The sequence below is a fragment of the Citrobacter sp. RHB21-C05 genome (assembly GCF_013889015.1).
Lineage (GTDB): Bacteria > Pseudomonadota > Gammaproteobacteria > Enterobacterales > Enterobacteriaceae > Citrobacter_A > Citrobacter_A sedlakii.
Genome location: NZ_CP057611.1, coordinates 77,196 through 99,399, shown reverse-complemented (window position 1 = coordinate 99,399; position 22,204 = coordinate 77,196). Strand labels below are relative to the sequence as shown.

Annotated in this window: 23 protein-coding genes; 12 read left to right on the top strand and 11 right to left on the bottom strand. The window is 53.3% G+C overall.

Annotation, left to right across the window (positions count from 1 at the left end; genetic code table 11):
• Window positions 1-12 precede the first annotated feature (12 nt).
• Genes HVX72_RS00460 through rfaQ form a run of 4 tightly spaced genes read right to left on the bottom strand, consistent with a single transcriptional unit; the run spans window position 13 to window position 4,010 of the window.
• On the bottom strand, window positions 13-972 hold the full coding sequence (locus HVX72_RS00460) for a glycosyltransferase (RefSeq protein WP_256436187.1): 960 nt from the start codon (window positions 970-972) through the stop codon (window positions 13-15).
• A gap of 56 nt (window positions 973-1,028) precedes the next feature.
• Window positions 1,029-1,826 carry a lipopolysaccharide core heptose(I) kinase RfaP gene (gene rfaP / locus HVX72_RS00455; RefSeq protein ID WP_181822328.1) on the bottom strand — a complete coding sequence of 266 codons (798 nt, stop codon included), beginning with the start codon at window positions 1,824-1,826 and terminating at the stop codon, window positions 1,029-1,031.
• Complete coding sequence (locus HVX72_RS00450) at window positions 1,819-2,943, bottom strand: glycosyltransferase family 4 protein (protein WP_181822327.1); 1,125 nt, start codon at window positions 2,941-2,943, stop codon at window positions 1,819-1,821. Before HVX72_RS00450 ends, rfaP begins: the two co-directional genes overlap by 8 nt.
• A complete protein-coding gene (gene rfaQ / locus HVX72_RS00445) occupies window positions 2,940-4,010 on the bottom strand; it encodes a lipopolysaccharide core heptosyltransferase RfaQ (RefSeq protein ID WP_181822326.1) in 1,071 nt (356 codons plus the stop codon). Before rfaQ ends, HVX72_RS00450 begins: the two co-directional genes overlap by 4 nt.
• 410 nt (window positions 4,011-4,420) lie before the next feature.
• Between rfaQ and waaA the strand changes: the two genes are divergently transcribed.
• Window positions 4,421-5,698, top strand: a complete 1,278-nt coding sequence (gene waaA / locus HVX72_RS00440; protein ID WP_181822325.1) for a lipid IV(A) 3-deoxy-D-manno-octulosonic acid transferase — start codon at window positions 4,421-4,423, stop codon at window positions 5,696-5,698.
• Window positions 5,699-5,706: 8 nt separating this feature from the next.
• Window positions 5,707-6,186 (top strand): pantetheine-phosphate adenylyltransferase, encoded by a 480-nt coding sequence (coaD, locus tag HVX72_RS00435; protein ID WP_042287041.1) that lies wholly within the window; start codon window positions 5,707-5,709, stop codon window positions 6,184-6,186.
• Between the two features lie 40 nt (window positions 6,187-6,226).
• Here the strand turns inward: coaD and mutM are convergent, their stop codons facing one another.
• The 4 genes from mutM to radC form a co-directional block, all read right to left on the bottom strand.
• Complete coding sequence (mutM, locus tag HVX72_RS00430) at window positions 6,227-7,036, bottom strand: bifunctional DNA-formamidopyrimidine glycosylase/DNA-(apurinic or apyrimidinic site) lyase (RefSeq protein ID WP_042287044.1); 810 nt, start codon at window positions 7,034-7,036, stop codon at window positions 6,227-6,229.
• 98 nt (window positions 7,037-7,134) lie between these two features.
• Window positions 7,135-7,302, bottom strand: a complete 168-nt coding sequence (gene rpmG / locus HVX72_RS00425) for a 50S ribosomal protein L33 (RefSeq protein WP_001051798.1) — start codon at window positions 7,300-7,302, stop codon at window positions 7,135-7,137.
• A gap of 22 nt (window positions 7,303-7,324) precedes the next feature.
• Window positions 7,325-7,561 (bottom strand): 50S ribosomal protein L28, encoded by a 237-nt coding sequence (gene rpmB, locus HVX72_RS00420; protein ID WP_003024071.1) that lies wholly within the window; start codon window positions 7,559-7,561, stop codon window positions 7,325-7,327.
• A gap of 217 nt (window positions 7,562-7,778) precedes the next feature.
• Window positions 7,779-8,444 carry a DNA repair protein RadC gene (gene radC, locus HVX72_RS00415; protein WP_042287048.1) on the bottom strand — a complete coding sequence of 222 codons (666 nt, stop codon included), beginning with the start codon at window positions 8,442-8,444 and terminating at the stop codon, window positions 7,779-7,781.
• Between the two features lie 172 nt (window positions 8,445-8,616).
• Between radC and coaBC the strand changes: the two genes are divergently transcribed.
• The 3 genes from coaBC to slmA all read left to right on the top strand — a co-directional run bounded on the left by coaBC (window position 8,617) and on the right by slmA (window position 10,978).
• Window positions 8,617-9,837, top strand: a complete 1,221-nt coding sequence (gene coaBC, locus HVX72_RS00410) for a bifunctional phosphopantothenoylcysteine decarboxylase/phosphopantothenate--cysteine ligase CoaBC (RefSeq protein WP_181823223.1) — start codon at window positions 8,617-8,619, stop codon at window positions 9,835-9,837.
• Window positions 9,815-10,273, top strand: a complete 459-nt coding sequence (gene dut / locus HVX72_RS00405) for a dUTP diphosphatase (protein WP_060570270.1) — start codon at window positions 9,815-9,817, stop codon at window positions 10,271-10,273. The genes coaBC and dut overlap by 23 nt, the downstream gene beginning before the upstream one ends.
• 108 nt (window positions 10,274-10,381) lie before the next feature.
• Complete coding sequence (gene slmA / locus HVX72_RS00400) at window positions 10,382-10,978, top strand: nucleoid occlusion factor SlmA (RefSeq protein WP_042287055.1); 597 nt, start codon at window positions 10,382-10,384, stop codon at window positions 10,976-10,978.
• Window positions 10,979-11,064: 86 nt separating this feature from the next.
• Here slmA and pyrE read toward each other — a convergent pair whose 3' ends face one another.
• Together pyrE and rph are read right to left on the bottom strand one after the other, a co-directional pair.
• Window positions 11,065-11,706, bottom strand: coding sequence for an orotate phosphoribosyltransferase (pyrE, locus tag HVX72_RS00395; protein ID WP_042287057.1), 642 nt, complete (start codon window positions 11,704-11,706; stop codon window positions 11,065-11,067).
• Between the two features lie 89 nt (window positions 11,707-11,795).
• Window positions 11,796-12,512 carry a ribonuclease PH gene (rph, locus tag HVX72_RS00390; protein WP_042287059.1) on the bottom strand — a complete coding sequence of 239 codons (717 nt, stop codon included), beginning with the start codon at window positions 12,510-12,512 and terminating at the stop codon, window positions 11,796-11,798.
• A gap of 125 nt (window positions 12,513-12,637) precedes the next feature.
• On the opposite strand from rph, the gene HVX72_RS00385 reads away from it, so the two are divergent.
• Entirely contained in the window at window positions 12,638-13,501 is an 864-nt protein-coding gene (locus tag HVX72_RS00385; RefSeq protein ID WP_060570271.1) for a YicC/YloC family endoribonuclease, read from the top strand.
• Window positions 13,502-13,752: 251 nt separating this feature from the next.
• Window positions 13,753-14,370, top strand: coding sequence for a trimeric intracellular cation channel family protein (locus HVX72_RS00380; protein WP_042287064.1), 618 nt, complete (start codon window positions 13,753-13,755; stop codon window positions 14,368-14,370).
• Here HVX72_RS00380 and ligB read toward each other — a convergent pair.
• Window positions 14,364-16,049 (bottom strand): NAD-dependent DNA ligase LigB, encoded by a 1,686-nt coding sequence (ligB, locus tag HVX72_RS00375; RefSeq protein WP_181822324.1) that lies wholly within the window; start codon window positions 16,047-16,049, stop codon window positions 14,364-14,366. The genes HVX72_RS00380 and ligB overlap by 7 nt on opposite strands.
• Window positions 16,050-16,304: 255 nt before the next feature.
• Here ligB and gmk point away from each other — a divergent pair, with 255 nt between their 5' ends.
• Genes gmk through recG form a run of 5 tightly spaced genes read left to right on the top strand, consistent with a single transcriptional unit; the run spans window position 16,305 to window position 22,175 of the window.
• Entirely contained in the window at window positions 16,305-16,928 is a 624-nt protein-coding gene (gene gmk, locus HVX72_RS00370; RefSeq protein WP_042287070.1) for a guanylate kinase, read from the top strand.
• Window positions 16,929-16,982: 54 nt separating this feature from the next.
• On the top strand, window positions 16,983-17,258 hold the full coding sequence (rpoZ, locus tag HVX72_RS00365) for a DNA-directed RNA polymerase subunit omega (RefSeq protein WP_000135058.1): 276 nt from the start codon (window positions 16,983-16,985) through the stop codon (window positions 17,256-17,258).
• An 18-nt stretch (window positions 17,259-17,276) separates the two neighbouring features.
• Window positions 17,277-19,394, top strand: coding sequence for a bifunctional GTP diphosphokinase/guanosine-3',5'-bis pyrophosphate 3'-pyrophosphohydrolase (gene spoT / locus HVX72_RS00360; RefSeq protein ID WP_042287072.1), 2,118 nt, complete (start codon window positions 17,277-17,279; stop codon window positions 19,392-19,394).
• 4 nt (window positions 19,395-19,398) lie between these two features.
• The gene (gene trmH / locus HVX72_RS00355) at window positions 19,399-20,088 is read left to right on the top strand and encodes a tRNA (guanosine(18)-2'-O)-methyltransferase TrmH (RefSeq protein WP_181822323.1); all 690 of its coding nucleotides are present in this window, start codon (window positions 19,399-19,401) and stop codon (window positions 20,086-20,088) included.
• A gap of 5 nt (window positions 20,089-20,093) precedes the next feature.
• Window positions 20,094-22,175, top strand: a complete 2,082-nt coding sequence (gene recG / locus HVX72_RS00350) for an ATP-dependent DNA helicase RecG (RefSeq protein WP_060570288.1) — start codon at window positions 20,094-20,096, stop codon at window positions 22,173-22,175.
• The last annotated feature ends 29 nt before the right edge of the window (window positions 22,176-22,204 follow it).

The following is a 22,204-nucleotide window of genomic DNA, read 5'->3' as shown; positions in this document are numbered from 1 at the left end:
TAACCTTTCTGCCTAAAATCTGATTTTGAATATCTTTTCTGAGAAGTAACGCAGATAATATAACACAGCCATACTATAATTTTTTTCGCGCCAAACTTTCTTTGCTTTCAGTCTAATTTCACTTGCCGAAGGAGATAAGTACCTCTTGGTGTTCTTCCAGGGTGAGCGAGAGTAATAATCGTTAAAAAGATTTGCTTCAAATATCTTATACCACGGTTTATTCGGAGTTACATAATGCATGATTATAGACTCAGATCGACTTTCTGCCTCTGCATCACGATAAACATTTAGCGTTGTTTTATTATTATACTTTCCATCCAGGTATTTTAAGCTCCCATTGAGCAGAATATTTAAAACGTCTTGATCGGCATATCGAAACACTTTACCACTATTGATCATTTCTAGTGATTTCGCGGTTATGCCATTCCTTCTCCATTCAATGTTGTTAATTAAAATAACACCAGCATTAAAATAGTTATGGAATTTAATACCATACCCTAGCGTATTTACACGGGCCTGCATTTCCGGTGAATCAGAAACGACACCGGCGATATAATTCTGTAAATCATAGTTCACTAAATGCGCCAGGCTTCCATAACATATTACATCACAGTCGAGGTAAAGGACATGATTAATAGATTCATCAATAACCTTGGGTATTAAGAATCGAAGGCACGTTGATAAAGGGATACCTAATACCAAGGTTTCCGGATTTATATTGAAATCATCAACAATATGATAAACGGTTATCGCGACGTTAGGTTTCTTTAGTTCCCTGAATAAAGAAAGATCATTATCTGAAACATTTGATACCAGAAGATGGAAATGTAAGTTAATATCTTTATTATTTTCAATAACAGAGAAGGCAGCAACCCCTGCGGGCATTAAGAATCCATTATCAAAACAGAATGCAATATGAAGTGGCTCAGATAAATGTTGAACCGCTGAAAACAACTGTTTCTTGTGTTCAATATAATTACATGTGTCAGTCAATTTTAGTTCCTGATTTACTATTAAATTTAAAGTAGTTATAATTTTTTTCTTATTGTTCTTTCTTTTATTTTTTCTGCTTTAATTTTTGCTGCACTTAATAACTTGGTTTCATCCCGTAGAATCGCGCTTAACGGCGCCTCAAAGTACACCTGCAAAAACCGCCAGATATCCCGCTGCGTCAAGCCAATATTCAGGGACGAGAAATACAAGCCGATCAGATCTTTATCGCGCCAGCGGCGAGGCACTTTACTTCGAATTTGCGCACGATGGAGATCGATGACGGACACCTTAAGCTCGCTCTCATGCCCCGAAAAGGGCAGGTGCAAGAGAAAGTGGCAAATGTAGCAGTCGCGGTGGTTGATACCGGCCGCGTGCATTTTACGAACCATCGTTGCGACGCGGTGAATAAGCATTCGCTTAACCTTTACGTCAGGCGGGTTTGACGCCCATTCCGCGCAGTAATCTTCCAGGCTGATAGTGGGCGTAAGATCTTCGGTAATAATAAACGAAGTTTTGGTCAGCGGATTTAAACCTTTCTCACCAAAACCCACTCCGTGCATAGTATCCACCCCCACATCCCGGAGACGATGGATGGCGTTCCACTCTCTGTCAGCCCCTAAAACCGGCATGCGTAGCGAAAGTAAATTTTTGACGATCTCTTTGAGCGAAGTGCCCCGATGCCATTTAAGGAAATAGCTTTTCTCTGCCAGTTCAAATCGCAGCGTACGGCGGGTTTCCAGTTCCCTGAAAACGTCTCCCTGCAGCGTTTTAACTTCCTCAAAAGCATCTTTACCGCGCCATAACGTGGCTAACGGTTCCTTCAGTTCAACCATCCAGACCACCTGTAATGATGTCGGCCGCTCTTTCCGGCAGACTGTACAAATCTTGCGTATCCGCATAATGGCGTGCGTTTTCAGCCCATGCGTTGCGCAATGATGGCTGCGTCAGCGCTTTACGTAAAATGTCGTTTAGTGCTTCTTGTTTCCAGGGCTCAGTGATGGCAACACCACAGTTAGCGTCTTCAATATAGTGGGCAAAACCACATACCGCCGACGTGAGGACCGGCAACCCGGCGGCAATCGCCTCAAGCAAAACGATACCTGCCGCTTCCTGGTAAGCAGGGTGCAGCAGTATATCAGCGGCGGCCATCAACTCTGCCACATCATTACGCCCGGAGAAAAAATGCACATTACCCCGTACGCCGCGTTTTTCCGCCAGCGCTTCAAATTTTCTGGGCTTGTCCTGGCCAACAACATACAGCAGCGTATTGTGGCGCAGCGCCTCCGGCAGGGAAGCCAGCGCTTCAATCGATCGATCCACGCCTTTACGCGTAAAGTCGGACCCCACCTGCAACAACAAATTTTGCTGTCCGGCGATCCCGTTCTTCTGACGATAAACCTCGCGAGCGTCCGGGATTTGCGCACTGTATTTTCTGTCCGGATAGATCCCCGGCGGGAGGATATGGAAACGTTCCGCTTCGGTTTGATAATGCTTCTGGAAATCAGCAATCTGTTTATCGGTCAGCATCATCAGCTGCGTGGGCTTACCCTGTTCGAACGTCGCCCGTTCAAACGCCGCATAGTGGCGGTAACGGGATGTCAGGCGATAGAAAAAACCTTTCTCCTGCGCAACCTTCTCGGCATAACAGACATCAGCGGCAAAATAGACATCCAGACCCGGCATTTTGTTAAAACCGACGACCCGATCCACCGGATGCGCTCGCAGATGCGCCTGCACCCACGCGTAATACTCTGCATTACGCCCGTGGTTGGTCCGTGATTTTACCGGCACGTGAATCAGTTCGAATCCTTCGGGATATTCCCCTTCCCAGGACTGAGTGTAAACGCGAACCTGATGTCCACGCGCAGCGACGGTTTGCGCAATTCGCAGGAAGTCACGTTGTAATCCGCCAAACGGAAAATACTTATACAGACAAAAAGCAACGATCATACCGACGCATCCATCCCAATAATTTGCGCATTTTGTGGCAACATTTTTTCCGTCGCCGCAATCACGTCCTCTGCAGGTATAACGGACATATATTTTTTATTTCGATCCAGTTCACGTCGCTGAGGCATTGTCTGATAATCTCCCGCCCAAAACTGAATAATATTGTCAGTCCAGGGACGCCAGAAAACGTGGTCTGTCGCGCCAAAAAGGCATATCACCGGTGTTTTAACCGCGGCGGCAATGTGTCCGGGTGCAGAATCGACGCCAATAAAGAGCGCGGCATGGTCGATCAATGCGCCTAATTCAGGGAAGCGGGTTTTTCCCGCAAGGCCAGTAACCGGTTTGGTTTCACACCCCTGGGCGATTTCTTCTACGCAGGCTAAATCGTCTGCGGACGGGCCAGACGTCAGCACAACCTGATAACCACGACGTTCAAGGGCGTCAATGACGCGGGAAAATTTTTCGTTATCCCAGCACTTAAATAATTGCCTTGCAGTTGGCTGAATCACCACATACTGGCGCGTCACGCCGAGTTTCGCCAGCTGCTGACGCATGTTTTCCCAGTGCTCTGGCAGATAACTCATCGTCGTTTCCGTTACCACATGCTCCAGCCCAAGCGGGCAGAGCGCAGACAATGTCCGCTCGACGACATGTTCGCCGCGGTAGGGAACGAGGTGCGTAAAACTGTTTTTCCAGAAGACGGACTGACGGTTGGCAAAGTCCTGGGATATTTTTACCCTGGCATTCAGGCACCGGACTATCAGCGCCACGATCCACTGGTCGGTAAGATTAATGACCAGGTCATACTGATTGCTGCGTAAAGTCTTAATCAGCGAAAGCGCATTTTTGATTTTATCTGCCGTTCCCGCCCCCTTATTACTGATGCCATAAAGCGCATTTATCTCAGGGTTTTCAGACAAAATAGGTATCGTGTCCTGGTAAAGAAGCACATCGACTTTGGCGTCAGGATAATTTTTTTTCAGCGTACTAATAACGGGAGTGGTTAAAAGCATATCCCCGTGGAAACGCATCTTGATAACCAGAATTTTTCGAAAAGGCTTTTCCACACGCGACTCTTTTGTTGTGACTATCCGGTAATTTAAGCAGAAAAAAGCACGCTACCGCCCCAGGCTCAACAGCTACCTGATTACTGATACCGCACTGACTTTTATCCGCTAGTGTATCACTTCTTTCGCTGCGATCCGACACGAATAAACTTTAAGCAATTAGCGATTTTTTGTTTTTTAAATCAAATTGATAATTAATTTATCTGGGCTTTCTTAACGGCTTATCAAACGCACGATGCCCGCTTCAGGGCGCAAAAATCAATAAATCGCATAAAAATGCAAAAATTCTGTGTCTGACAGACTTTATTAGCCAGACTTAAGGCTATTTAAGTCAAAAACAGGAAAAGTAATGGTAAAGCCCTGGCTAAATACATAGAATCCCCAGCACATCCATAAGTCAGCTATTTACTATGCTCGAATTGCTTTACACCGCCCTTCTTTACCTGATTCAGCCGCTGATCTGGATACGGCTGTGGGTGCGCGGACGTAAGGCCCCGGCCTACCGTAAACGCTGGGGTGAACGCTACGGCTTTTACCGCCACCCTCTTAAGCCGGGCGGGATCATGCTTCATTCTGTCTCCGTCGGCGAAACGCTGGCGGCTATTCCTTTAGTTCGCGCGTTACGGCATCGCTATCCTGATCTGCCGATTACCGTCACCACCATGACGCCAACCGGCTCTGAGCGGGTTCAGTCCGCTTTCGGCAGCGATGTCCAGCACGTCTATCTTCCCTATGATTTACCCGATGCGCTTGGCCGCTTCCTCAATAAGGTCGACCCCAAACTGGTATTGATTATGGAAACCGAACTGTGGCCGAACCTGATCGCCGCGCTGCATAAGCGCAACATCCCGCTGGTCATCGCCAATGCGCGTCTTTCCGCCCGTTCTGCCAACGGTTACGCGAAGCTGGGGAAATTTATCCGCCGAATCCTTCGCCGTATTACGCTAATTGCGGCGCAAAATGAAGAAGATGGTCAGCGCTTTGTGACGCTGGGCGCGAAGAATAATCAGGTCACCGTAACCGGCAGCCTGAAGTTTGATATCTCCGTTACGCCGCAGCTTGCGGCAAAAGCGGTTACGCTGCGCCGTCAGTGGGCTCCCCACCGCCCGGTATGGATCGCCACCAGCACTCATGATGGCGAAGAGAGTATTGTCATCGCCGCGCATCAGGCATTGCTCCACCAGTTCCCCAACCTGCTGCTGATCCTGGTGCCCCGTCATCCGGAGCGCTTCCCGGATGCGATTAATCTCGTTCGTGAGGCAGGTCTCAGTTACACCACTCGCTCTTCTGGCGAGGTGCCCTCGGCCAGTACCCAGGTGGTGGTTGGCGATACAATGGGTGAACTCATGCTGCTTTACGGCATTGCGGATCTCGCCTTTGTCGGAGGATCGCTGGTTGAGCGAGGTGGGCATAACCCGCTGGAAGCTGCCGCGCACGCGATCCCGGTGTTGATGGGCCCTCACACCTTTAACTTTAAAGATATCTGCGCTCGTCTGGAGCAAGCCAGCGGTCTGATTACCGTCACCGACGCCACCAGCCTCGCCAAAGAAGTTTCCTCTTTACTGACCGACGCCGATTATCGTAATTTTTATGGTCGTCACGCAGTTGAAGTGCTGTACCAAAACCAGGGCGCGCTCCAGCGCTTACTGCAACTGCTGGAACCTTATCTGCCACCGAAAACGCATTGAGGGCTGTTATGCAAAAACGGGCAATCTATCCGGGCACGTTTGATCCGCTGACCAACGGCCATATCGATATCATCACGCGCGCCACGCAGATGTTTGACCACGTCATTCTGGCGATTGCCGCCAGCCCCAGTAAAAAACCCCTGTTTTCGCTGGACGAGCGCGTCGCCCTCGCGCGCCAGGCTACTGCGCACTTGCCCAACGTCGAGGTGCGGGGGTTCAGTGATTTGATGGCGAATTTTGCCCGCGAACAGCAGGCGACTATCCTGATTCGCGGACTCCGCGCCGTGGCGGATTTTGAATATGAGATGCAGCTGGCGCACATGAACCGTCATCTGATGCCAGAGCTGGAAAGCGTGTTTTTAATGCCGTCGAAGGAGTGGTCTTTTATTTCTTCGTCGCTGGTTAAAGAGGTCGCGCGCCATGCGGGCGATGTCACCCACTTCCTGCCAGACAATATCCATCAAGCGTTAATGGATAAGCTTAACTAAACGGCTAATGCCGGATGTCATCCGGCCATCTCTTTACGTTTTACTTCTGACAGCGGCGACAGTAAAACGTCGCGCGCTGGGCGTGTTTCGTCGCGATAATCGGCGTACCGCACACTCTGCACGGCTCGCCCTTACGGCCATACACCTGCAGTTCCTGAGCAAAATAGCCCGGCTTGCCATCACTTTGCAGAAAATCTTTTAGCGTCGTCCCACCCTGCTCGATGGATCGCAGTAAAACGGCCTTAATCACCCGCACCAACAGTTCACAGTCCGCTTCAGACAACGACGATGCCAGGCGGTCAGGATGAATGCCTGCGGCAAACAGAGACTCACTGGCGTAAATATTCCCGACGCCCACCACCAGCTTGTTGTCCATCAACCAGGGTTTAATCGCCGTTTTCTTTTTCACGCACTTCTGATGCAAATACTCGCCGTTGAAATCGTCGCTGAGCGGTTCAGGCCCCAGATGCGCCAGCACGTTATGCCCTTCCAGCACCTTCGTCCACAGCCAGGCGCCAAAACGACGAGGATCGGTGTAGCGCAGAACTTTACCATTGCTCATCACTAAGTCGACGTGATCATGCTTTTCAGCAGGAAGCTCTTCAGGAAGGATACGCAAGCTGCCCGACATTCCCAGATGGATAATGATCCATCCGTCAGGAAGCTCCAGCAGAAGATATTTGGCACGGCGCTGAACGCTGAGCACCGGCTGGTCGCTCAGACGGTAGATCTCTTCAGAGACTGGCCAACGCAGACGGCCATTACGCACATGAGCATGCAGAATTTTGGCCCCGACCAGATGCGGCTCAATACCGCGGCGGCTGGTTTCGACTTCAGGTAATTCAGGCATAGCGTCTCCGGTTGTGTTTCCGCTCTCACTTATATGGGGACAGCCAGAAAACAAAAAACCCCGCCTGAGCGAGGTTTTTCGTTACAGCAAAGCGAGAATTATTTAATTTTCGCTTCTTTGTAGATCACGTGCTGACGAACAACTGGATCGAATTTTTTCAGTTCCAGTTTTTCCGGCTTAGTACGTTTGTTCTTCGTAGTGGTATAGAAGTGACCAGTACCAGCAGAAGAAACCAGCTTGATCTTCTCACGAATACCTTTAGCCATGATTTATTTCCTCTTTAAGTACTTAGTACTTTTCGCCACGGGCACGCAGTTCGGACAGAACTGTTTCGATGCCTTTCTTATCAATTACACGCATACCTTTAGCAGATACACGCAGGGTGACAAAACGCTTTTCGCTCTCAACCCAAAAACGGTGAGAGTGCAGGTTAGGCAGGAAGCGGCGTTTAGTCGCGTTCAGTGCGTGGGAACGGTTGTTACCGGTCACCGGACGCTTGCCAGTAACTTGGCAGACTCGGGACATGTCTATTCTCCAAAAATCAAATTAGCTCGAGCTTCGTATGGGGTATCGGCGCCTCGTCAGGCTTTACAGCCCGGTCATCGCATAGTTCTATTGAACTCTCGATTGCCAGGCCCAAATGCCAAACCCGAGATTCTCAAAGGTGGCGTAGTATACGCTGAGTCAGCGATGTGCTCAAGTCCCGAACAGACAAAGATCCCGATGGATCGCGCAAAGTCGGTCAAATCCAACCGCGTTCCGCAAAAGAAACGTACTCGCCGCGCCCCATAACAAGATGATCAAGCACACGGATGTCCATGAACTGGCAGCATTTTACCACACGCTCGGTGATGAGTTTATCCGCTTTGCTCGGCTCTGCACACCCCGACGGGTGATTATGGGCAAGGATCACCGCTGAAGCGTTAATTTTGATCGCCTGCCGAACAATTTCACGTGGATGCACCTCAACATGGCTCAGCGTCCCCGAGAAAAGGCGGCTATGTTTAATAACCTTATGCTGAGCGTCAAGGAAAATCGCCATAAACACCTCACGTTCTTCGCCGGCGAACTGGCTGCGCAGAAACGCTCGCGTCATTTCCGGACTCAGTAACGGATTTTCTTCTTTAAGCCGAACGTCATAAAAGCGCCGCGCCAGCTCCGCAATTCCCTTCAACTGCGCATACTTTGCCACGCCAATCCCTGTGACCTTAACGAACTGGGCGTAGTCGGCAGTCAGCAAGCCGTACAAAGACCCAAAATGGTTGAGGATCTCTTTCGCCAACGTAAAAACATCTTTCCCCTGCGTTCCCGTACGTAAAAAGAGCGCCAGCAGCTCGGCATCCGTGAGCGTCTCAACCCCCTGCGCCAACAATTTTTCCCTCGGCCATCTGCACTCAACGGTTTCCATTTTTCTCTCCCCTCTGCCAGCGGGCATGTTGGCATAGCGCTTTTGGGGATTCGACGGTGAGTTTTCACGCCTGCGTAGCGCCTCGCAAAGTGATTCATGAGCGAGCACACGGCAGTTTAAGGATTGTGATAAAATGTCCGCCTTCTGGTGTCACCCAACAGGAAATATCATGATGAGCCTGGCCGGTAAAAAGATCGTTCTCGGCGTCAGCGGCGGCATAGCCGCCTACAAAACCCCTGAACTGGTGCGTCGCCTGCGCGAACGCGGCGCTGATGTCCGTGTGGCAATGACCGAAGCGGCAAAAGCCTTTATCACCCCACTGAGCCTACAGGCGGTTTCCGGGTATCCTGTTTCGGACAGCCTGCTTGATCCCGCAGCGGAAGCCGCAATGGGTCATATTGAGCTGGGAAAATGGGCTGATTTAGTGATTCTTGCCCCCGCCACGGCGGATCTCATCGCACGGGTTGCCGCGGGGATGGCCAACGATCTGGTTTCCACGATTTGTCTGGCGACACCGGCGCCCGTTGCCGTGTTACCGGCGATGAACCAGCAAATGTACCGCGCTGCCGCCACACAGCATAATCTGGCGGTGCTCGCCTCTCGCGGCCTGATAATCTGGGGACCGGATAGCGGTAGCCAGGCGTGCGGCGATGTCGGCCCGGGGCGGATGTTGGATCCCCTGACTATCGTTGATATGGCCGCGGCGCATTTTTCGCCTGTCAACGACCTGCAACATCTTAACATCATGATTACCGCGGGCCCGACGCGCGAGCCGCTCGATCCGGTGCGTTATATTTCCAATCACAGCTCCGGTAAGATGGGCTTTGCTATCGCCGCCGCTGCCGCTCGCCGTGGCGCAAACGTCACGCTGGTTTCCGGTCCGGTATCATTACCCACGCCGCCTTTTGTACAGCGTGTAGACGTCATGACCGCACTGGAGATGGAAGCTGCGGTCCAGTCCGCCGTTAAGCAACAGCATATTTTTATCGGCTGTGCGGCGGTGGCAGATTATCGGGCCGCCGCCGTCGCCAGTGAAAAAATAAAAAAACAGGCCACGCAGGGTGATGAATTAACAGTAAAAATGGTCAAAAACCCTGACATTATCGCCGGGGTCGCCGCGCTGAAAGATTCTCGCCCCTTTGTCGTTGGGTTTGCCGCGGAAACAAATAATGTGGAAGAATACGCCCGGCAAAAGCGTATCCGTAAAAACCTTGATCTGATCTGCGCTAACGACGTTTCGCTTTCTAATCAAGGATTTAATAGCGACAGCAATGCGTTACACCTTTTCTGGCAGGATGGAGATAAAGTCTTACCGCTTGAGCGCAAAGCACTCCTGGGCCAATTATTACTCGACGAGATCGTGACCCGTTATGATGAAAAAAATCGACGTTAAGATTCTGGACCCGCGTGTTGGCAAGCAATTCCCGCTGCCGACCTATGCCACCTCCGGTTCTGCCGGACTTGACCTGCGAGCCTGTCTCGATGACGCCGTAGAACTGGCGCCGGGCGCAACCACTCTGCTGCCAACCGGTCTGGCTATTCATATCGCCGATCCGTCTCTGGCTGCCGTTATCCTGCCGCGTTCTGGCCTGGGCCATAAGCATGGTATCGTATTGGGCAACCTGGTGGGCCTGATCGATTCCGACTATCAGGGGCAGTTGATGGTTTCTGTCTGGAACCGTGGGCAGGACAGCTTCACCATTGAGCCAGGCGAACGTATTGCGCAGATGGTTTTCGTGCCGGTTGTGCAGGCTGAATTTAATCTGGTAGAAGATTTTGACGCCACCGATCGTGGTGAGGGCGGTTTCGGCCATTCCGGTCGTAAGTAAGGCATTACGCATCCCAATAACGTCATAACATCACCGCAAACGCCGGGTTTGCGGTCATAGTGTGGATGCTCGCCTGGCAAGTGCTTATTTTCAGGGGTATTTTGTAACATGGCAGAAAAACAAACTGCGAAAAGGAACCGTCGCGAAGAAATACTTCAGTCTCTGGCGCTGATGCTGGAATCCAGCGATGGAAGCCAACGCATCACCACGGCAAAACTGGCGGCTTCTGTCGGCGTGTCCGAAGCGGCGTTGTATCGCCACTTTCCCAGCAAGACTCGCATGTTCGATAGCCTGATAGAGTTTATCGAAGACAGCCTGATCACGCGTATCAACCTGATACTGAAAGATGAAAAAGACACCAGCACCCGTTTGCGCCTGATTGTGTTGCTGATTCTGGGATTCGGTGAACGTAACCCTGGGCTGACGCGTATCCTGACCGGCCATGCGCTGATGTTTGAACAGGACCGTTTGCAGGGTCGCATTAATCAACTGTTTGAGCGTATAGAGGCGCAGCTGCGTCAAGTGCTGCGCGAAAAGCGTATGCGTGAAGGCGAAGGATACGTTACGGACGAAACGCTGCTGGCAAGCCAGATACTAGCCTTCTGCGAAGGCATGCTTTCACGCTTTGTGCGTAGCGAATTCAAATACCGTCCTACGGACGATTTCGACGCCCGCTGGCCGTTGCTCGCTGCGCAGTTGCAATAACAAAAAGCCGGATGGCGGTTTCGCCTTATCCGGCTTACAAAGAAATAACACAGCTCCGGTAAGCGCAGCGCTACCGGGTTCGTAAATTACACACCATACGCTTCGCGATACGCCCGCACCGCCGCCAGATGGCCTGCCATTTCCGGCTTCTCTTCAAGATAGGCAATCAGGTCTTGCAGGGTGATGATAGAAATCACCTGACAGCCGTAGTCGCGCTCAACCTCCTGAATGGCGGAGATTTCACCGCGACCCCGTTCCTGACGATCCAGAGAGATCAGCACGCCTGCCAGCGTCGCGCCGTTGGCCTGGATAATCTCCATCGACTCGCGTATCGCGGTACCGGCAGTGATCACATCATCGACCAGCATAACGCGCCCCTGCAGCGGGCTACCGACCAGGCTACCGCCCTCGCCGTGATCTTTCGCTTCTTTGCGGTTAAAACAGTACGGCAGATCTTTGTCATGGTGCTCAGCCAGCGCGACCGCGGTGGTTGTCGCAATCGGGATGCCTTTGTAAGCAGGACCAAAGAGCAGATCGAATTCAATTCCGGAATCCACTAACGCCTCGGCATAAAAACGGCCTAACAGTGCCAGATCGCGCCCGGTATTAAACAGCCCGGCGTTGAAGAAATAGGGGCTTTTGCGCCCGGATTTCAGCGTAAATTCGCCAAACTTGAGTACCTGTTTGTTAAGCGCAAATTCAATAAACTGGCGCTGATATGGTTTCATGGATTCGCTCCTCTTTCACTTTCATCATTTACGAAATCTGTTTCGAAAACCGCAGACAAAAAAAAGGCGACTCACTGGTCGCCTTAAAATCAATTTGCCAACGCCGCCTTCTGCGTCGCGACAATGGATTCGATTCCCCCCCGGGCCAACGCCAACAGGGTGAGCAGTTCTTCATGGCTAAACGGCTCGCCTTCTGCCGTGCCCTGTACTTCAATGATGCGCCCATCTTCGGTCATCACAACATTCATGTCTGTTTCTGCTGCGGAGTCTTCGACGTACTCCAGATCGCAAAGCGCTTCACCATTGACGATCCCGACGGACACAGCCGCCACCATGCCTTTCATTGGATTGGTTTTTAGCTTACCGCTTGCCACCAGCTTATTCAGCGCATCGGCCAGCGCAACGCAGGCACCAGTAATGGATGCCGTACGCGTACCGCCGTCGGCCTGGATCACGTCGCAGTCCAGCGTGATGGTAAATTCGCCCAGCGTTTTGAGATCCACCGCAGCGCGCAGCGCGCGGGCGATAAGACGCTGGATTTCCATCGTGCGCCCCCCCTGCTTACCTTTCGCCGCTTCACGTGCGTTACGGGTATGGGTCGCGCGCGGCAGCATGCCATATTCCGCCGTGATCCAGCCCTGGCCCTGCCCTTTCAGAAAGCGCGGGACGCCTTCTTCAATCGAGGCGGTGCACAGCACTTTAGTATCGCCAAATTCGACCAGCACCGAGCCTTCAGCATGTTTTGTATAGTTACGGGTCAGGGTTACGGGACGCACCTGATTAGCGCTACGGCCTGCTGGACGCATAATGAAATCTCCGGCTTGAAACGAATGTGGCTGCGCATTATACGGACTTCCCGCTCTTATTCCTATCCTGACAAGGCCGGGATGGCTATAATCGTCCCATCTCTCCTTTAAAAACAGGAACGTCTATGATCCGCAGTATGACCGCCTACGCCCGGCGTGAAATCAAGGGTGAATGGGGTAGCGCGACCTGGGAAATGCGCTCGGTAAACCAGCGTTATCTGGAAACTTACTTTCGTCTGCCGGAGCAGTTCCGTAGCCTTGAGCCTGTTGTTCGCGAACGTATCCGTACGCGCCTGACGCGTGGGAAAATCGAATGCACGCTACGTTTTGAGCCCGACGCCAGCGCGCAGGGCGAACTCATTCTCAATGAGAAACTCGCCAAACAGCTGGTGAACGCGGCCAACTGGGTCAAAATGCAGAGCGATGAAGGGGAAATCAATCCGGTTGATATCCTGCGCTGGCCCGGCGTTATGGCAGCTCAGGAGCAGGATCTCGATGCCATTGCCGCTGAAATCCTGACCGCGCTGGACGGCACGCTGGACGACTTCATTATTGCCCGCGAAACAGAAGGGCAAGCACTGAAAGCGCTCATCGAACAGCGTCTGGAGGGCGTCAGCGCCGAAGTGGTAAAAGTTCGCGCCCATATGCCGGAAATCCTGCAATGGCAACGTGAACGTCTGGTCGCCAAACTGGAAGACGCTCAGGTGCAGTTGGAAAATAACCGTCTGGAACAGGAGCTGGTGATGATGGCCCAGCGTATTGATGTGGCGGAAGAACTGGATCGCCTGGAAGCTCACGTCAAAGAAACCTACAACATCCTGAAGAAAAAAGAGGCGGTGGGCCGCCGTCTGGACTTCATGATGCAGGAATTCAACCGTGAATCGAATACGCTGGCGTCAAAATCTATCAATGCCGACGTCACTAACTCCGCCATCGAACTGAAAGTGTTGATCGAGCAAATGCGCGAGCAGATCCAGAATATCGAGTAAATGCCAACAAACGTCGCCCGCTGCGTTCGGGCGGCGTTACGTTTCCCTGAATATCAACTTATCTGCCTCCCAGGCATTATATTTTCTCATCATTATAACAACCTCTTTTTATCGAATACCCTATGTAAGATGGGTTGAGTGGCATAGTCGCATAAGCGAAATTTATTAAAAAGCCATTGCGTTAGAAAATCTCAATCGTGATATACCGCACAAATCGCTACTCTCTACCGCGCTAAAGATGAGGGAGAGCCATGCTGTTACATATTCTGTACCTGATAGGAATCACCGCTGAGGCCATGACGGGCGCGCTGGCCGCGGGTCGTCGCCGTATGGATACTTTTGGCGTCATTATTATTGCTACCGCGACAGCCATCGGTGGCGGTTCCGTTCGCGATATTCTGCTTGGTCACTATCCTCTCGGTTGGGTGAAACATCCCGAATACGTCATCATCGTCGCCACCGCCGCTGTTCTGACCACCATTGTGGCACCGGTGATGCCTTACCTGCGCAAACTCTTTCTGGTGTTAGACGCTTTAGGGCTGGTCGTCTTTTCAATAATTGGCGCCCAGGTCGCGCTGGATATGGGGCACGGCCCCATAATTGCCGTCGTTGCTGCCGTGACAACGGGCGTTTTCGGCGGCGTATTACGCGATATGTTCTGCAAACGCATTCCGCTTGTCTTTCAGAAAGAACTGTACGCTGGCGTCTCCTTCGCCTCCGCCGTGCTTTACATTATCTTGCAGCACTATGTCTCCAGCCATGACGTTGTTGTGATCTCAACGCTAATGTTCGGTTTTGTCGCACGTTTACTGGCGCTCCGTCTTAAGCTGGGTTTGCCAGTATTTTATTATCGTCATGAGGGTCACTGAGCGCTAAAGCCATCAATACGCTGACTCCCCAGCCACTGGCTGAGCGCTTTTATTTCTGCGTGAGCGAGCCACTGGATAACCCATGCAGCACGGCGTGCGCCTGTTGCGGGAAGTTGCTGCCAGTAGTGTGCGCTGTTCGAGACCATCTGCTGCCATGAACGCGCCCCACTGGCATTTAACGCGGTCTGCGTCAGTGGTATTCCCATCGCCATTAGCCAGCGGGTAAACGGTTGTTTGCGGACGAGGTTGAACTGATGCCAAAGCTGTTCGCCTTTGGCCTGCGCTAACCCAGGCGTGTTCTTGATTTGCTCAGGCGTCAGAGCAAGCCACGAAAAGATATGCGCAAAATGATGATGTTGATGAAGCGCTCGCCAACCCGACTCACCTATCCCCTCTATCCCTAACGCGCCACGCGAGCCAATCCAGACCAACCGGGAGAGAAACTGCTCCTGGCATTCAGCGGTGGCATAGAAACAGGTCAACGAGTTATAGCGATTTTCCGGCGGCGCGGGTTTTGTCCGATCGCTAACGCGCCAGACCACCTTATCAATGCGCGGGATCCCTTGTCCGGCAAGGCTGACAAGAATATGATCGCCCGGCGCGATATCCCACTCTTGCCAGCGCCTGATCGAACCGAGATTCACCCGCTGCACCCGTTTATCATCCAGCATGACGGGAGCGAGCATCGCCACCACTGCAACTTTGCCGCTCTTACCGACCGTGAAATGGATCGCCGTGACTTCCGCCACCTGGGCCACTGGCGGATATTTCCAGGCCGCCAGCCAGTTTCCCTGCCCCGGCAACCAGTTGCGCGACGCTGGCTCGTCGCCAGTCCGGACAACGACACCATCGGTCACAAAAGGCAAGCCTGACGTCCACCACCGCGTACGGGCACGCTCAACGTCTTCAGCGCTTTTCACTAACAGAGTATACTTTTCCGTCAACGTAAAGCCCGCAGCGCTCAGTTGACTGAGTTTTACAGCCATGCGATCAGGTCCGTCGGGCCAGGCCCAGATGAAAACGCCCAGCGAACGTAATGCGCTGGCGTTATCCTTACGCATCAACAGGCCAGCCACCTTTGAACGTGCGTTCATGCCCCCCATTTTTTGCTGTATATGCCCCTCACGGGGCAAAAAGATTTCCCCCTGCAGAACGCTGTTTGCCAGCGCCCCCGTCACGGTCTGGGGAATGGCTGATATTCGCTGCGCTTTTGCGGTCCAGTCTTCGCCTTTCAGGCCATCGCCACGGCTGATCGCCTGGGTTAACGCGCCCTCCCGATACACCAGGGTAATCGCTACGCCATCCACTTTTGGTTGCACCCACAGATCGCCGCGCTCACGCATCCATTGTCGCACCGCGCGCTTATCCGTCAGCTTTTTAACGCCGGTATGGGCAACCGGATGGGAAGCAGCGCCGCCAATAGCGGGCGGCAAGTCGCCGGGCAATACGTCTTCGCCAACGCAGCGCTGCCACTGAGCCAGTCGGGCACGCAACTGATCGTAAACGCCGTCCTCTACGTTGCTTTTCCCCTCCTTCCAGTAGGCGTCGTCCCAACGTGAAATCTGTTGTTGTAAACGGGATAACTCGTCCTGAGCTCTGGCCGCCGACCACGTCGGGCATAACCCCCAGACCTGCGAACACCACAGCAGCCCTACTATGATCGCTATCCCTCTTTTCATTACCGCCTCCCGTATCTGTTGGCGAGCAGGTATAGCGAGTCACATAGGTAAAGCCGAGCGGCAATATATTCTTTTGCGCACGGGCTTCCAGACATTCGCGGTTGTTGCAGAGAATGTCGGTTAAATCAGGAAACAGGCTCGCAAAACGCAACAATCTGGCGCAAAAAGTGTGACAAAAGCTACGTCGCGTTGCGGTGACGTGTATAATAAGCCCGTATGTAGGTTCAATTTGATAATCACATACGTAAGATACTCATGGCTCAAGGCACGCTTTATATTGTTTCTGCCCCCAGTGGCGCGGGTAAATCCAGTCTGATTCAGGCTTTATTGAAAACCCAACCGTTGTACGACACCCAGGTTTCTGTTTCTCACACCACGCGCGCGCCGCGCCCGGGTGAGGTTCACGGCGAACACTATTTCTTCGTCAACCACGATGAGTTCAGAACCATGATCGGTCAGGATGCCTTCCTTGAGCACGCCGAAGTGTTCGGTAATTACTACGGCACTTCGCGCGAGGCGATTGAGCAAGTTCTCGCAACGGGCGTGGATGTTTTTCTGGATATCGACTGGCAGGGCGCTCAGCAAATTCGGCAGAAAATGCCGCATGCGCGGAGTATCTTCATTTTGCCGCCCTCCAAAATCGAACTGGACCGCCGTCTACGTGGTCGTGGTCAGGATAGCGAAGACGTTATCGCAAAACGGATGGCGCAGGCTGTTGCAGAAATGAGCCATTACGCCGAATATGATTATCTTATTGTGAATGATGATTTCGACACCGCGCTGGGCGATCTGAAAACCATCATTCGCGCCGAACGTCTGCGCATGAGCCGCCAAAAGCAGCGCCATGACGCTTTAATCAGCAAACTGTTGGCAGACTGAACCCACTTTCAGTATTATGCCCAGTCATTTCTTCACCTGTGGAGCATTTTAAGTATGGCACGCGTAACTGTTCAGGACGCTGTAGAGAAAATTGGTAACCGTTTTGACCTGGTACTGGTCGCCGCGCGTCGCGCTCGTCAGATGCAGGTAGGCGGAAAGGATCCGCTCGTACCGGAAGAAAACGATAAAACTACCGTAATCGCACTGCGCGAAATCGAAGAAGGTCTGATCAACAACCAGATCCTCGATGTACGTGAGCGCCAGGAACAGCAAGAGCAGGAAGCCGCTGAATTACAAGCCGTTACCGCGATTGCTGAAGGTCGTCGTTAATCACAAAGCGGGTCGCCCTTGTATCTGTTTGAAAGCCTGAATCAGCTGATTCAAACCTACCTGCCTGAAGACCAAATCAAACGTCTTCGGCAGGCGTATCTCGTTGCACGTGACGCTCACGAGGGCCAGACACGTTCAAGCGGTGAACCTTACATCACGCACCCTGTTGCCGTAGCCTGCATTCTGGCCGAGATGAAGCTCGACTATGAAACATTGATGGCCGCGCTGTTGCATGACGTGATTGAAGATACCCCCGCCACCTACCAGGACATGGAGCAGCTATTTGGTAAAAGCGTTGCTGAACTGGTCGAAGGGGTATCGAAGCTTGATAAGCTTAAGTTCCGCGACAAGAAAGAGGCGCAGGCCGAAAACTTTCGCAAGATGATTATGGCGATGGTGCAGGATATCCGCGTCATTCTTATCAAACTTGCTGACCGTACCCATAACATGCGCACACTGGGTTCTTTGCGCCCGGATAAACGTCGCCGCATCGCCCGCGAAACGCTTGAAATTTACAGCCCGCTGGCACACCGTTTAGGTATCCATCACATTAAAACCGAGCTGGAAGAGCTGGGTTTTGAGGCGCTGTATCCCAACCGCTATCGGGTAATTAAAGAAGTCGTCAAAGCCGCTCGCGGCAACCGTAAAGAGATGATCCAGAAAATCCTCTCTGAAATTGAAGGACGGCTACAGGAAGCAGGGATTCCCTGTCGCGTCAGTGGACGCGAGAAGCATCTCTATTCCATCTACTGCAAAATGGTGCTTAAAGAGCAGCGTTTTCATTCGATCATGGACATTTACGCCTTCCGCGTCATCGTTCATGACGCCGACACTTGCTACCGCGTGCTCGGCCAGATGCACAGCCTTTACAAGCCGCGTCCTGGCCGCGTGAAGGACTATATCGCCATTCCGAAAGCGAACGGCTATCAGTCGCTGCATACCTCAATGATCGGCCCACACGGCGTTCCTGTTGAGGTGCAAATCCGCACTGAAGATATGGATCAGATGGCGGAGATGGGGGTTGCGGCGCACTGGGCTTATAAAGAGCATGGCGAGACCAGCACCACCGCGCAAATCCGCGCTCAGCGCTGGATGCAGAGTCTGCTTGAGCTACAGCAAAGCGCAGGCAGCTCCTTTGAGTTTATTGAAAGCGTTAAATCCGATCTTTTCCCCGATGAGATTTACGTTTTCACCCCGGAAGGCCGCATTGTCGAACTGCCAGCCGGCGCCACCCCGGTCGACTTCGCATACGCCGTGCACACCGACATCGGTCACGCCTGCGTGGGCGCTCGCGTCGACAGACAGCCTTACCCGCTGTCACAGCCGCTTACCAGCGGTCAGACGGTGGAGATCATTACCGCGCCGGGCGCTCGTCCCAATGCCGCGTGGCTTAACTTCGTTGTCAGTTCAAAAGCCCGCGCCAAGATTCGTCAACTGTTGAAAAACCTTAAACGTGACGATTCCGTTAGCCTCGGACGCCGCCTGCTCAACCATGCGCTGGGCGGTAGCCGTAAACTGGCTGAAATTCCGCAGGAGAATATCCAGCGCGAGCTTGAACGTATGAAACTGGCCACGCTTGACGACCTGCTGGCGGAAATCGGCCTCGGTAACGCCATGAGCGTGGTGGTGGCGAAAAACCTGCAGCAGGGTGAGGCGTCTACCACGACGGCGCAGCCTGCCGCAACGGGCCACGGACATCTGCCGATCAAAGGCGCAGACGGCGTACTGATTACCTTCGCCAAATGCTGCCGTCCGATCCCAGGCGACCCGATCATCGCCCACGTCAGCCCCGGTAAAGGCCTGGTGATTCACCACGAGTCCTGCCGTAACATCCGCGGCTACCAGAAAGAGCCAGAGAAGTTTATGGCCGTTGAGTGGGACAAAGAGACGGCGCAGGAATTTATCACCGAGATCAAAGTGGATATGTTTAACCATCAGGGCGCGCTGGCTAACCTGACGGCGGCAATTAACACCACGACCTCCAATATTCAAAGCCTGAATACAGAAGAAAAAGATGGTCGCGTCTACAGCGCCTTTATTCGTCTTACCGCGCGCGATCGCGTGCATCTGGCGAATATCATGCGCAAAATCCGCGTCATGCCGGACGTGATTAAAGTCACCCGTAACCGAAACTAGTTTTATGAATGAACAACGTTATGCGCGTATCCGTGAAATGCTCGCCAGGCGGCAGCCTGATCTGACCGTCTGCATGGAGCAGGTTCATAAACCTCATAACGTTTCTGCGATCATTCGTACCGCAGACGCTGTCGGCGTCCATGAAGTCCACGCCGTCTGGCCGGGCAGCCGCATGCGCACCATGGCCTCCGCGGCAGCGGGTAGCAACAGTTGGGTGCAGGTAAAAACGCACCGCACCATTGGCGAGGCGGTCAACCATCTGAAAGGTCAGGGCATGCAGGTTCTGGCGACCCATCTGTCTGACAAAGCGGTCGATTTTCGCGACATTGATTATACCCGTCCCACCTGCATCCTGATGGGGCAGGAAAAAACCGGTATTACCCAGGAAGCATTAGCCCTTGCGGATCAGGATATTATTATTCCGATGATTGGCATGGTGCAATCACTGAACGTCTCCGTCGCTTCCGCGCTGATTCTTTACGAAGCCCAGCGTCAACGACAGAACGCGGGCATGTACCTGCGCGAAAACAGTATGCTGCCAGAGGACGAACAGCAGCGTCTGCTGTTTGAGGGCGGCTATCCGGTGCTGGCGAAAGTCGCCAGGCGTAAAGGCTTGCCCTACCCGCGGGTGAACCAGCAGGGTGAGATCGAGGCGGATGCCTCCTGGTGGTCCACCATGCAGGCCGCAGGGTAATTCCCGTGTCGGGCCGCTTGTTAGACGCTGTCCCGCTCAGTTCCTTAACGGGCGTTGGCGCGGCGCAAAGCAGCAAACTGGCAAAAATCGGCCTGCACACCGTGCAGGATCTTCTTTTGCATCTCCCTCTGCGCTATGAAGATCGCACCCATCTTTATCCCATCGGCGAACTGTTGCCGGGCATTTATGCCACGGTCGAAGGCGAAGTGCTGAACTGCAACATCACTTTTGGCGGTCGCCGGATGATGACATGCCAGATAAGCGACGGCTCCGGCATTCTCACCCTGCGCTTTTTCAACTTCAGCGCAGCAATGAAAAACAGCCTTGCCAGCGGACGTCGGGTGCTGGCTTATGGCGAAGCGAAGCGCGGGAAATACGGTGCCGAGATGATTCATCCGGAATACCGTATCCAGGGCGATCTCAGCACCCCTGAGTTACAGGAAACCCTGACCCCTGTCTATCCGACCACTGAAGGCGTCAAGCAGGCGACGCTGCGCAAGCTGACCGACCAGGCGTTAGACCTGCTGGATACCTGCGCCATTGCCGAACTGCTGCCGCCGGAACTCGCGCAGGGCATGATGAGCCTGCCGGAAGCATTGCGTACCCTCCACCGTCCGCCGCCGACGCTACTACTGAGCGATCTGGAAACCGGTCAGCATCCGGCGCAGCGACGACTGATCCTTGAAGAATTACTGGCGCATAATCTGAGTATGCTGGCGCTTCGCGCCGGAGCGCAGCGTTTCCATGCGCAACCGCTGAGCGCCAACGACACGCTCAAAAACCAACTTTTAGCGTCGCTGCCGTTTAAACCCACGGGCGCACAGGCGCGCGTTGTCGCGGAAATCGAACGAGATATGGCGCTGGACGTTCCGATGATGCGTCTGGTGCAGGGCGATGTTGGCTCCGGTAAAACGCTGGTGGCGGCGCTTGCCGCACTGCGGGCGATTGCGCACGGCAAGCAGGTCGCGCTGATGGCGCCCACCGAACTGCTGGCAGAACAACATGCCAATAACTTCCGTAACTGGTTTGCGCCGCTTGGCGTGGAAGTGGGCTGGCTGGCCGGCAAGCAGAAAGGAAAGGCGCGTCTGGCCCAGCAGGAGGCGATCGCCAGCGGACAGGTGCAAATGGTGGTGGGGACACACGCTATTTTCCAGGAGCAGGTGCAGTTTAACGGTCTTGCCCTGGTGATTATCGACGAACAGCACCGTTTTGGCGTGCATCAGCGTCTGGCGCTATGGGAAAAAGGCGAGCAGCAGGGTTTCCATCCACACCAGCTAATCATGACCGCCACGCCGATCCCACGCACCCTCGCGATGACCGCTTATGCGGATCTCGACACGTCCGTTATCGATGAACTGCCGCCGGGACGTACGCCCGTCACCACCGTCGCCATTCCGGACACCCGGCGCAGTGACATTATCGACCGGGTGCGCAACGCCTGTACCCAGGAAGGGCGTCAGGCTTACTGGGTGTGCACGCTGATTGAAGAGTCGGACCTGCTGGAAGCGCAGGCCGCAGAAGCGACGTGGGAAGAGCTGAAGCTGGCCCTACCGGAGCTGAACGTCGGCCTGGTGCATGGCCGGATGAAACCAGCGGAGAAGCAGGCTGTGATGGCGGCGTTTAAGCAAGGTGAACTGCATCTGCTGGTTGCGACGACAGTCATTGAAGTGGGTGTGGATGTCCCTAATGCCAGCCTGATGATCATCGAAAACCCGGAGCGTCTGGGGCTGGCGCAGTTGCATCAGCTTCGTGGGCGCGTTGGTCGCGGCGCGGTTGCTTCTCACTGCGTACTGCTTTACAAGTCTCCTCTATCGAAGACGGCTCAGAAACGACTGCAGGTGCTGCGCGACAGTAACGATGGCTTCGTGATTGCGCAAAAAGACTTAGAAATTCGCGGTCCCGGCGAACTGCTCGGCACACGCCAGACGGGCAATGCCGAGTTTAAAGTAGCGGATTTACTGCGCGATCAGGCCATTATTCCCGAAGTTCAGCGCATTGCGCGTCATATTCATGAAAGGTATCCGCAGCAGGCAAAAGCGCTTATCGAACGCTGGATGCCGGAAACGGAGCGCTATTCCAACGCCTGACCGTTTCCGATGTCGTGGCGGCGTTACGC